This window comes from Enterobacter wuhouensis (genome assembly GCF_004331265.1).
In the GTDB taxonomy this organism is placed as follows: Bacteria; Pseudomonadota; Gammaproteobacteria; order Enterobacterales; family Enterobacteriaceae; genus Enterobacter; species Enterobacter wuhouensis.
On record NZ_SJOO01000014.1, the window covers coordinates 71,298 to 81,394 of the forward strand.

10 protein-coding genes and 2 tRNA genes are annotated in these 10,097 nt (G+C 56.8%); 2 read left to right on the forward strand and 10 right to left on the reverse strand.

The genetic code is table 11. From position 1 onward, the window contains the following. Positions 1 to 43: 43 nt before the first annotated feature. The 7 genes from ilvA to ilvL form a co-directional block, all read right to left on the reverse strand. The gene (ilvA, locus tag E0L20_RS21435; protein ID WP_131635722.1) at positions 44 to 1,588 is read right to left on the reverse strand and encodes a threonine ammonia-lyase, biosynthetic; all 1,545 of its coding nucleotides are present in this window, start codon (positions 1,586 to 1,588) and stop codon (positions 44 to 46) included. Between the two features lie 2 nt (positions 1,589 to 1,590). Further along, positions 1,591 to 3,441 (reverse strand): dihydroxy-acid dehydratase, encoded by a 1,851-nt coding sequence (gene ilvD / locus E0L20_RS21440; protein WP_131635714.1) that lies wholly within the window; start codon positions 3,439 to 3,441, stop codon positions 1,591 to 1,593. A 60-nt stretch (positions 3,442 to 3,501) separates the two neighbouring features. Further along, entirely contained in the window at positions 3,502 to 4,431 is a 930-nt protein-coding gene (gene ilvE, locus E0L20_RS21445) for a branched-chain-amino-acid transaminase (RefSeq protein WP_014885677.1), read from the reverse strand. An 18-nt stretch (positions 4,432 to 4,449) separates the two neighbouring features. Then, positions 4,450 to 4,713: an acetolactate synthase 2 small subunit gene (ilvM, locus tag E0L20_RS21450; RefSeq protein ID WP_006179206.1), complete on the reverse strand. Its 264-nt coding sequence runs from the start codon at positions 4,711 to 4,713 to the stop codon at positions 4,450 to 4,452. Next, positions 4,710 to 6,356: an acetolactate synthase 2 catalytic subunit gene (gene ilvG, locus E0L20_RS21455; RefSeq protein WP_131635715.1), complete on the reverse strand. Its 1,647-nt coding sequence runs from the start codon at positions 6,354 to 6,356 to the stop codon at positions 4,710 to 4,712. The genes ilvM and ilvG overlap by 4 nt, the downstream gene beginning before the upstream one ends. A 2-nt stretch (positions 6,357 to 6,358) precedes the next feature. Further along, positions 6,359 to 6,409: a peptide IlvX gene (gene ilvX, locus E0L20_RS23935; RefSeq protein WP_207389462.1), complete on the reverse strand. Its 51-nt coding sequence runs from the start codon at positions 6,407 to 6,409 to the stop codon at positions 6,359 to 6,361. An 86-nt stretch (positions 6,410 to 6,495) separates the two neighbouring features. Next, positions 6,496 to 6,594 (reverse strand): ilv operon leader peptide, encoded by a 99-nt coding sequence (gene ilvL / locus E0L20_RS21460; RefSeq protein ID WP_001311244.1) that lies wholly within the window; start codon positions 6,592 to 6,594, stop codon positions 6,496 to 6,498. Positions 6,595 to 6,936: 342 nt separating this feature from the next. Between ilvL and E0L20_RS21465 the strand changes: the two genes are divergently transcribed. Further along, positions 6,937 to 8,457, forward strand: coding sequence for a YifB family Mg chelatase-like AAA ATPase (locus E0L20_RS21465; protein ID WP_131635716.1), 1,521 nt, complete (start codon positions 6,937 to 6,939; stop codon positions 8,455 to 8,457). 29 nt (positions 8,458 to 8,486) lie between these two features. Here the strand turns inward: E0L20_RS21465 and E0L20_RS21470 are convergent, their stop codons facing one another. Beyond that, positions 8,487 to 8,825, reverse strand: coding sequence for a MaoP family protein (locus E0L20_RS21470; protein WP_119938168.1), 339 nt, complete (start codon positions 8,823 to 8,825; stop codon positions 8,487 to 8,489). A gap of 118 nt (positions 8,826 to 8,943) precedes the next feature. Here E0L20_RS21470 and hdfR point away from each other — a divergent pair, with 118 nt between their 5' ends. Next, positions 8,944 to 9,765 (forward strand): HTH-type transcriptional regulator HdfR, encoded by an 822-nt coding sequence (gene hdfR, locus E0L20_RS21475; RefSeq protein WP_131635717.1) that lies wholly within the window; start codon positions 8,944 to 8,946, stop codon positions 9,763 to 9,765. Positions 9,766 to 9,861: 96 nt separating this feature from the next. On the opposite strand, the gene E0L20_RS21480 is transcribed toward hdfR, so the two are convergent. Continuing rightward, a tRNA-Trp gene (locus tag E0L20_RS21480) sits at positions 9,862 to 9,937 on the reverse strand. 53 nt (positions 9,938 to 9,990) lie between these two features. Next, positions 9,991 to 10,067 (reverse strand) — tRNA-Asp (locus E0L20_RS21485). Positions 10,068 to 10,097 lie beyond the last annotated feature (30 nt).

Below are 10,097 nucleotides of genomic sequence, written 5' to 3' on the forward strand. Positions count from 1 at the left end.
AGGCCTGATAAGCGCAGCGCCATCAGGCATTTTCCCGAGCACCCTAGCCCGCGAGGAAGAACCTGAACGCCGGGTTATGGGTTTCGTCGTGACACTCATAGCCCAGCTCGTTCAGCCGCGTTTCGAAATCCGGCTCGTGCTCGCCCAGTTCGAACGCCGCCAGCACGCGGCCGTAGTCGGTGCCGTGGCTGCGGTAGTGGAACAGGGAAATGTTCCAGTGCGTGCCCAGCGTGTGCAGGAACTTGAGCAGCGCGCCCGGCGATTCCGGGAACTCGAAGCTGAACAGGCGCTCCCGCAGCGGCTTCGACGGACGCCCGCCGACCATGTAGCGTACGTGCAGCTTCGCCATCTCGTCGTCGGAGAGATCCACCACGCTGTAGCCGCCCTCATGCAGCAGGTGGAGGATCTCTTTACGCTCCTCCACGCCCCGGCTCAGGCGCACGCCAACAAAAATGCAGGCGTCTTTGGCGTCGGCAAAGCGGTAGTTGAATTCCGTTACCGAACGACCGCCCAGCAGCTGGCAGAACTTGAGGAAGCTGCCCTTCTCTTCCGGAATGGTCACCGCCAGCAGCGCTTCACGCTGTTCGCCCAGCTCGCAGCGCTCGGAAACGTAGCGCAGACCGTGGAAATTCACGTTCGCACCAGACAGCACGTGCGCCAGACGCTCGCCGCGAATGTTGTGCTGCGCGACGTATTTTTTCATCCCCGCCAGCGCAAGCGCGCCGGACGGCTCCGCTACCGCGCGCACGTCCTCGAACAGATCTTTCATCGCCGCGCAGATGGCGTCGCTGTCGACGGTGATGATGTCGTCGAGATACTCCTGGCACAGGCGGAAGGTTTCATCCCCGATGCGTTTCACCGCCACGCCTTCGGCAAACAGCCCGACGCGCGGCAGATCGACCGGATGACCGGCATCCAGCGCCGCCTTCAGGCAGGCAGAGTCTTCCGCCTCAACGGCGATGACTTTAATCTGCGGCATCAGCTGTTTGATCAGCACCGCGACGCCCGCAGCCAGGCCGCCGCCGCCGACCGGCACAAACACGCGGTCGAGATGGGCATCCTGCTGCAGCAGCTCAAGCGCCAGCGTGCCCTGCCCGGCAATCACCATCGGATGGTCGAACGGCGGCACCCAGGTGAAACCCTGCTGCTGCGCCAGCTCAATCGCTTTGGCTTTGGCTTCGTCAAAGTTAGCGCCGTGGAGCAATACTTCGCCGCCGAAGCCGCGCACCGCATCGACTTTAATATCCGCCGTGGCAACCGGCATCACGATTAACGCTTTCAGCCCCAGACGGGCAGACGAGAACGCCACGCCCTGGGCGTGGTTGCCTGCCGACGCGGTGATCACACCGCGCGCTTTCTGCTCGTCGGTCAGCCCGGCCATCATCGCGTAGGCGCCGCGCAGCTTGAAGCTGTGCACCGGCTGACGGTCTTCGCGCTTCACCAGGATCACGTTGTCGAGGCGCGAAGAGAGTTTTTCCATTTTCTGCAGGGGGGTGACCTGCACGGCTTCATAGACCGGCGCGCGCAGCACCGCTCTCAGGTATTCCGCCCCCTCGGGGGCGGCGGATAAGGGTTGAGACTCGGCCATCATTAGCCCCCAAGTTTAGATTTATCGCGCACCGCGCCTTTATCCGCACTGGTGGCAAGGCTCGCGTAGGCGCGCAGGGCGAAGGAGACTTCACGCTGACGGTCTTTCGGCGTCCAGGCTTTGTCGCCGCGGGCTTCCTGCGCTTCACGACGGGCCGCAATCTCCTGGTCGCTCAGCTTCAGCTGAATGCCGCGATTTGGAATATCGATTTCGATCAGGTCGCCGTCTTCAATGATGGCGATGTTGCCGCCGCTTGCCGCTTCCGGCGAAACGTGGCCGATAGAGAGGCCGGAGGTACCGCCCGAGAAACGTCCGTCGGTGATCAGCGCGCAGGCCTTACCGAGTCCCATAGATTTCAGGAAGGTGGTTGGGTAGAGCATCTCCTGCATGCCCGGACCGCCTTTCGGCCCTTCGTAGCGAATGACGACCACATCACCCGCCACCACTTTACCGCCGAGGATGGCTTCAACCGCATCGTCCTGGCTTTCATACACTTTGGCCGGGCCGGTAAATTTCAGGATGCTGTCGTCCACGCCTGCGGTTTTTACGATGCAGCCGTTTTCCGCGAAGTTACCGTACAGCACGGCCAGACCGCCGTCTTTGCTGTAGGCGTGCTCCAGCGAGCGGATACAGCCTTCGGCGCGGTCATCGTCCAGGGTGTCCCAGCGGCAGTCCTGCGAGAACGCCTGAGTGGTGCGGATGCCCGCCGGACCGGCGCGGAACATCTTTTTCACCGCGTCGTCTTTGGTCAGCATCACGTCGTACTGGTCCAGCGACTCCGGCAGCGTCAGGCCGAGCACGTTTTTCACTTCACGGTTCATCAGGCCCGCACGATCCAGCTCGCCCAGAATGCCCAGCACGCCGCCCGCGCGGTGTACGTCTTCCATGTGGTACTTCTGGGTACTCGGCGCGACTTTACACAGCTGCGGGACTTTGCGGGACAGCTTGTCGATGTCGCTCATGGTGAAGTCGATTTCGGCTTCCTGCGCGGCGGCCAGCAGGTGGAGAACGGTGTTGGTGGAGCCGCCCATGGCGATATCCAGCGTCATGGCGTTCTCAAACGCCGCTTTGCTGGCGATGTTGCGCGGCAGCGCGCTGGCATCGTCCTGCTCGTAGTAGCGTTTGGTCAGCTCAACGATGCGCTTACCGGCGTTGAGGAACAGCTGCTTACGGTCGGCGTGGGTCGCCAGCAGCGAGCCGTTGCCCGGCTGAGACAGGCCCAGCGCTTCGGTCAGGCAGTTCATGGAGTTGGCGGTGAACATTCCGGAGCAGGAGCCGCAGGTCGGGCACGCGGAGCGCTCAACCTGGTCGCTCTGCTCGTCAGAGACTTTCGGGTCCGCGCCCTGAATCATCGCATCGACCAGATCGAGCTTGATGATTTTGTCGGAGAGCTTGGTTTTCCCCGCTTCCATTGGGCCACCGGAGACGAAGATCACCGGAATGTTCAGGCGCAGGGAGGCCATCAGCATCCCCGGGGTGATTTTGTCGCAGTTGGAGATGCAGACCATCGCATCGGCGCAGTGGGCGTTAACCATGTACTCAACCGAGTCGGCGATCAGCTCGCGCGACGGCAGTGAATAGAGCATGCCCCCGTGCCCCATTGCGATACCGTCATCCACCGCAATGGTGTTGAACTCTTTCGCCACGCCGCCGGAGGCTTCGATTTGCTCGGCAACCAGCTTCCCGAGGTCGCGCAGGTGCACGTGGCCCGGTACGAACTGGGTGAAGGAGTTCACCACGGCGATAATCGGCTTGCCGAAATCGGCGTCGGTCATTCCGGTGGCGCGCCACAGTGCGCGGGCACCCGCCATGTTACGGCCGTGGGTGGTGGTGGCTGAACGATACTTAGGCATGCTTTATTTACTCCCGTCTGACTATTTAATGGGACGGTGCGTGCCGTCCCAAATTTATGCTTAGTGATTAACCTGATCCAACCAGCCGTATTTATCTTCTGTCTCGCCGGTGAAGAGGCCAAAGAACGCTTGCTGAATGCGTTTGGTGACCGGCCCACAGCGGCCTTCGCCGACCTGGATACCGTCCACGCTGCGCACCGGCGTGATTTCAGCCGCGGTACCGGACATGAACACTTCGTCGGCCAGATACAGGGATTCGCGGGACAGCACCTGCTCGCGCACTTCGATACCGAGATCTTTTGCCAGCTTGATGATGGCGTCACGGGTGATGCCCGGCAGCGCGGACGAGGTGAACGGCGGGGTGAACAGAATGCCGTCTTTTACTTCAAACAGGTTTTCGCCTGCGCCTTCGGAAATGTAGCCGTTCACGTCCAGGGCGATACCTTCCTGATAGCCGTGGCGGCGCGCTTCGCTACCGACCAGCAGGGAAGAAAGGTAGTTACCGCCCGCTTTCGCGGCGGTCGGGATGGTGTTTGGCGCAACGCGGTTCCAGGAAGAGACCATTGCATCGATCCCCTGCTCCAGCGCTTCAGCACCCAGGTAGGCACCCCACGGGAACGCGGCAATGATCACATCGGTGTTGTATCCGGCTGGCGGGTTCACGCCCATGCCGACGTCGCCCACGAACACCAGCGGACGGATATACGCGCTGGTCAGGTTATTCTTGCGGATCACCTCGCGGCAGGCTTCCATCAGTTCGTCGACGCTCTGGGAAACCGGGAAACGATAAATTTTGGCTGAGTCATGCAGACGCTGCATGTGTTCGCGATGGCGGAACACCACTGGTCCTTTGTGAGAGTCGTAGCAGCGGATGCCTTCAAATACGGAGGTACCGTAGTGCAGCGCATGGGACATCACGTGAACCTTCGCGTCCTCCCAGCGAACCATCTCACCGTTGAACCAAATGTAATCAGCTTTTTTCGTCGTCATTTTTTTGTCCTGTCACGCTTAAGCGCGGATTTGTTGTGATGTGGTTGTGCTCTGGCAGATGGCAACATGGGCAACGTCTACCAGTTTTGATAATTGACTAAACAGTAAGTCGACCGACCGCGGGCTGGCAACGGTTAATTCGATACTGATGTTCTGCGCGTCCGTGGCCGTTTCCATATTCATAGAGCAAATCTGAAAACCACGATGACGCACCACGCGCAAAACGCGTTCTAAGGTTTCCGGGTTGAAGCGAGCCTGTACGGCGACCTGATGCTGCATCATGATAATTTCTCCATCATTTGTGAGTTACTGGCACCAGGCGGTACCAACGGCCAGACGTTCTCGAGTTCGTCGATTGAGACATGAAGCAGGTAAGGCCCATCGCTGTTCAGCATGGTGTCGAGCGCCGCTTCAACCTGATCTTTACGGGTGATGTGCTGGCCAGGGATGCCAAAGGCGCTGGCCAGGGTGAGGAAATCGGGGTTATCGGTGAGCGTCGTTTCGCTGTAGCGCTCCTGGAAGAAGAGCTGTTGCCACTGGCGAACCATCCCTAAACGCTGGTTGTCGAGCAAGACGATTTTCAGCGGCAGCTGCTTACGCTTAACGGTGCCCAACTCCTGTACGTTCATCATGAAGGAGCCGTCACCGGAGATACAGATAACGGTGTCGTTCGGGCGGGCAACCTGCGCGCCAACGGCGGCTGGCAGACCGAAGCCCATCGTCCCTAACCCGCTGGAGGTGATGAAGTTTTCCGGGCGAGTGTAGGTCATGTGCTGCGCGGACCACATCTGGTGCTGACCTACGTCGGTGGTGACGACGCTGTCTGCCGGTTTACGGTCGGACAGCTGCTTCAGCAGCAGCGGCGCGTAGATGGCGTCGCCGGGATGGTCGTAACGCCAGGCGTGCTCGGCGCGCATGTCTGCGGCGTGCTGACGCCATGGGTTGATATCCAGCGGCTGCTGCAGCGCCGGTAACAGCGCGTTGAGATCGCCCTGCAGCGCCACGTGCGCCTGACGCAGCTTGTTCATCTCCGCCGGGTCGATATCCATATGGATGACGTTGGCGTTCGGCGCAAAGGTATTAAGCTTGCCGGTGACGCGATCGTCAAAACGGGCCCCCACGGCGATGAGCAAGTCGCACTCCTGCACCGCCAGGTTTGCCGCTTTGGTGCCGTGCATCCCCAGCATGCCCAGATAGTATGGGTAATCCGCGTCGACAGCACCGAGACCTTTCAGCGTGCAGGTCGCTGGCATTTGCGTTGTTGCGATAAAGTCGCGCAGGGCTGGAACGGCCTGCGCCATGCCGACGCCACCGCCGACGTACAGCATCGGCTGTTTCGCCTGCGCCAGCATCTGACGGGCCTCGTCAACTTCCGCATGGGGAAACGCGTCTTCATTTACCACGGTGGAGAAATGCGGTTCCAGATCGCCGAGTGCGACCTGGATATCTTTCGGGATATCCACCAGAACCGGGCCAGGGCGGCCTGAACTTGCCACCTCGAACGCTTCTGCCATCACGCGCGGCAGTTCTTCCAGAGACTGAACGAGGAAACTGTGCTTGGTGCAGGCCAGCGACAACCCGAGCACGTCCACTTCCTGGAAAGCATCCGTACCGATGAACGGAGACGCTACCTGCCCGGTGATGGCAACAACGGGAACGGAATCCAACAGCGCGTCAGCCAGGCCGGTGATCAGGTTCGTTGCGCCCGGACCTGACGTCGCCATACACACGCCGGTTTTACCGGTCGCGCGGGCATAGCCAATAGCCGCCATCGCTGCACCCTGCTCGTGTCGGCACAACAGGTGTTCCACGCCGCCGTCATACAGTGCATCGTAAATCGGCATAATTGCGCCACCCGGATATCCGAATACTGTCTCGACTCCCTGCGCGCGCAACGCATGTACTACCCACTGTGCACCATTCATAGTTAGTTTCCCGTCATAAATCGGGAGAAACAGAATTTTGTGCTAGTTTTCATTCTCTGCTCCTCGTTTACGTTTTTTAGTCATAAAAAAACCCCCGGACCTTTCGGTGCGGGGGTCTTAGTTCGTTAAGGCTTGATTTCTAAGCCTTTCCTCGTCCAAGTGCAGCCCCGCACGGTGGGATAATAATCACCACCACGCTAATCACGACCAGGCTAATCACTCGTAGAAGGGCTGTCATTTTCAGTTCTTTTTGCATCTTGTTCGAAGGAATACCTAAAGAGGTATCACAGTTTTTCAATCAAACACAAGATTTATTTATGACGGCTTTTGTTAGCGAGCAAATCATTTTTCTAAAAATCGTTGTTTTATATGACAAAAAAAGAAAATGAATATTTTTCATTTTTTTCTGCGCGAGTCACTCATCAAAACGAGGGTATATGGCCTTTTGCGAGGAAGATTCCGCCATGATGTAACACTTTCATAATGAGGTTAAAAAGCAGGAACAGGTGTCGTAAAGAGGTGAAATGACGGTAAACAGGGTTAAGAGTCGCTGGCATAGTTATGCCAGGAGGTAGTGCTAATGTCACTGTCAGTGGTTTATACGCGTGCGGCAATTGGGGTGAAAGCACCGTTGATTTCCGTAGAGGTTCATCTCAGCAATGGCTTGCCCGGACTCACCCTTGTCGGCCTGCCTGAAACGACGGTAAAAGAGGCCCGGGATCGGGTACGCAGCGCGATTATCAATAGCGGTTATACCTTCCCTGCAAAGAAGATCACCATCAATCTCGCTCCGGCCGATCTCCCCAAGGAGGGGGGACGATATGATTTACCTATCGCAATTGCGCTTCTCGCGGCTTCTGAGCAGCTCAATACGACCAGGTTAGGCTCGTATGAGTTCATCGGTGAATTGGCGCTTACAGGCGCATTAAGAGGCGTTCCTGGAGCAATCTCGGGTGCGCTTGAAGCTATCCACGCGGGTCGTAATATCATTGTAGCCAATGAAAATGAATCAGAAGTGAGCCTTATCGCAGAGAAAGGGTGCCTGATAGCCGGGCACTTGCAGGAAGTCTGCGCGTACCTCGAAGGGCGGCATGAACTGGCTGAACCTGAAGAAAGGGGGGATGCTATACCAGACATGACGGACGACCTCAGCGACATAATTGGCCAGGAGCAGGGGAAGCGAGCATTGGAGATCACCGCCGCAGGAGGACATAACCTCCTGCTTATTGGCCCGCCGGGTACAGGTAAAACCATGCTGGCGAGCAGGCTGAATGGCTTACTGCCCCCGCTTAATAACCGCGAGGCACTTGAGAGCGCCGCAATATACAGCCTGGTGAATGCCACCTCGTTACATAAACAATGGCGACGCCGCCCTTTTCGCTCACCGCATCACAGCGCTTCGCTTACGGCGATGGTCGGTGGGGGTTCAATTCCTGGTCCGGGTGAAATTTCGCTGGCACACAACGGCATATTGTTTCTTGATGAGCTGCCTGAGTTTGAGCGCCGCGTGCTGGATGCCCTGAGGGAGCCCATCGAATCCGGTGAGATACATATCTCCCGCACGCGAGCCAAAATAAGCTATCCCGCGCAGTTCCAGCTCGTCGCGGCAATGAACCCCAGCCCATCGGGGCACTATCAGGGTAATCATAACCGCTGCACGCCGGAACAGACGCTGCGTTATCTGGGTAAATTGTCTGGCCCTTTCCTGGACCGTTTCGATTTATCTCTTGAAATCCCATTGCCACCGCCAGGGCTGCTCAGTCAGAGCGGTGTAAAAGGTGAAAGCACTGCCGACGTTCGCGATCGCGTTATTGGCGCTCAGAGCCGTCAATACGCACGTCAACATAAGCTGAATGCGCGTCTGGATAATGCTGAGATTCGGCAGTTTTGCCAGCTTAAGGTCGAGGACGCATGCTGGCTTGAGGAGACGTTGACGCGCTTTGGACTTTCCATCCGCGCCTGGCAGCGCCTGCTGAAAGTGGCGAGAACTATTGCCGATGTGGAAGGCGTCACCGATATTGAGAGACACCATCTTCAGGAAGCATTGAGCTATCGGGCGATCGACAGGCTACTACTACACCTGCAAAAATTACTGGCATAAAAAAGGGGCCGTAGCCCCTTCTTATCAACTTAATCGTCAGACTCGGTGTAGTCTTCTGCACCTTCCATCTGTGGCTTACCGCCAGACAGCGTGTGGAAGCGCTTTGGACGCTTTATGCGTGCCATATATTTGATCCATACACGTTCCGCTTCAGACTCTGGCTCACGCTCACCACGGCAAACAGAGACAAACTGCTTTTCGTCTTCAGTTGAAGGCTCACGCTTACCCAGATCCAGCTCGTTAAAGGCATAACCATGGCGCTCAAGCAGCTGAGCTTCTTTGATGGTGAAATCGCCGTGACGAGAGAACCCGCGCGGATAATGTTTATTGTCGAAAAAACGATTAGTCGTCGTAAAGCTTTCCGCCATCCTACACGCTCCTAATTCTTTGGCCGAGCTATTTATGGCGCGGAGTATTAGTTACGCTTGACAGAGTGTAAAACAAAACATTTAAATCATAACGACAAATAATTTTGCGGAGAAAGATGTGGATACGGAATTGCTTAAAACTTTCCTTGAAGTGAGCAGAACACGGCACTTCGGGCGAGCAGCTGAAGCCCTTTACCTGACGCAGTCAGCGGTCAGTTTTCGTATTCGACAGCTGGAAAATCAACTGGGTGTGAATCTTTTTACCCGCCATCGCAACAATATTCGCTTAACGCCTGCCGGTGAGAAACTGCTCCCGTACGCAGAGACGCTGATGAATACCTGGCAGGCTGCACGTAAAGAGGTAGCCCATACTTCGAGGCACAATGAATTTTCGATAGGGGCCAGCGCTTCCCTGTGGGAATGTATGCTTAGTCAGTGGCTTACCCGGCTGTATCATTCACACGGGCATCTGCAGTTTGAAGCCAGAATTGCGCAACGCCAGTCGCTGGTTAAGCAACTTCATGAGCGGCAGCTGGATCTTTTAATCACGACAGAAGCCCCCAAAATGGACGAATTTAGCAGCCAGATTGTAGGCCAATTCGGCCTTGCTCTTTATGCATCAGAGCCGTCGATGATGAAGGCAGACTTGAGTTATCTCCGCCTGGAATGGGGACCCGACTTTCAACAGCATGAAGCGGGATTAATCGCCAGCGATGATGTTCCGCAGTTAACGACGAGTTCTGCAGAAATCGCCTGTCAGCAGCTGGCTTTATTGAAGGGTTGTACCTGGTTACCCATCCGTTGGGCAGGAACTAAAGCAGGCCTGCATACCGTAACTGATTCTACGACGCTTTCCAGACCGCTGTATGCTATCTGGCTGCAAAACAGTGACAAGCAATCTCAGATTAAAGATCTGCTAAAAATCAACATCTTGGATTGATGCATAAGCCTGCAGAAATGCAGGCTGAATCTTCTGGGGAGTACTTATCGTTTTTGAGGCAAAAAAAAATCCTTTGCCGAAGCAAAGGATTCTATATGGCAGGGGCGGAGAGACTCGAACTCGCGACACCCGGTTTTGGAGACCGGTGCTCTACCAACTGAGCTACGCCCCTAAATCTTCTTACCATTAAGCCTGCCCAGAAGGCAGGCTTAATGACTTAATAAGTGGCGGAACGGACGGGACTCGAACCCGCGACCCCCTGCGTGACAGGCAGGTATTCTAACCGACTGAACTACCGCTCCACCGAAGACTTCTGTAACCACCGGATTTAT

What these genes read in the sequence shown, in the direction of transcription:
- ilvA (WP_131635722.1), bottom strand. Translation starts at nt 1,588, where the DNA reads ATGGCCGAGTCTCAACCCTTATCCGCCGCCCCCGAGGGGGCGGAATAC.
- ilvE (WP_014885677.1), bottom strand. Translation starts at nt 4,431, where the DNA reads ATGACGACGAAAAAAGCTGATTACATTTGGTTCAACGGTGAGATGGTT.
- ilvL (WP_001311244.1), bottom strand. Translation starts at nt 6,594, where the DNA reads ATGACAGCCCTTCTACGAGTGATTAGCCTGGTCGTGATTAGCGTGGTG.
- E0L20_RS21470 (WP_119938168.1), bottom strand. Translation starts at nt 8,825, where the DNA reads ATGGCGGAAAGCTTTACGACGACTAATCGTTTTTTCGACAATAAACAT.
- ilvG (WP_131635715.1), bottom strand. Translation starts at nt 6,356, where the DNA reads ATGAATGGTGCACAGTGGGTAGTACATGCGTTGCGCGCGCAGGGAGTC.
- ilvM (WP_006179206.1), bottom strand. Translation starts at nt 4,713, where the DNA reads ATGATGCAGCATCAGGTCGCCGTACAGGCTCGCTTCAACCCGGAAACC.
- ilvD (WP_131635714.1), bottom strand. Translation starts at nt 3,441, where the DNA reads ATGCCTAAGTATCGTTCAGCCACCACCACCCACGGCCGTAACATGGCG.
- E0L20_RS21465 (WP_131635716.1), top strand. Translation starts at nt 6,937, where the DNA reads ATGTCACTGTCAGTGGTTTATACGCGTGCGGCAATTGGGGTGAAAGCA.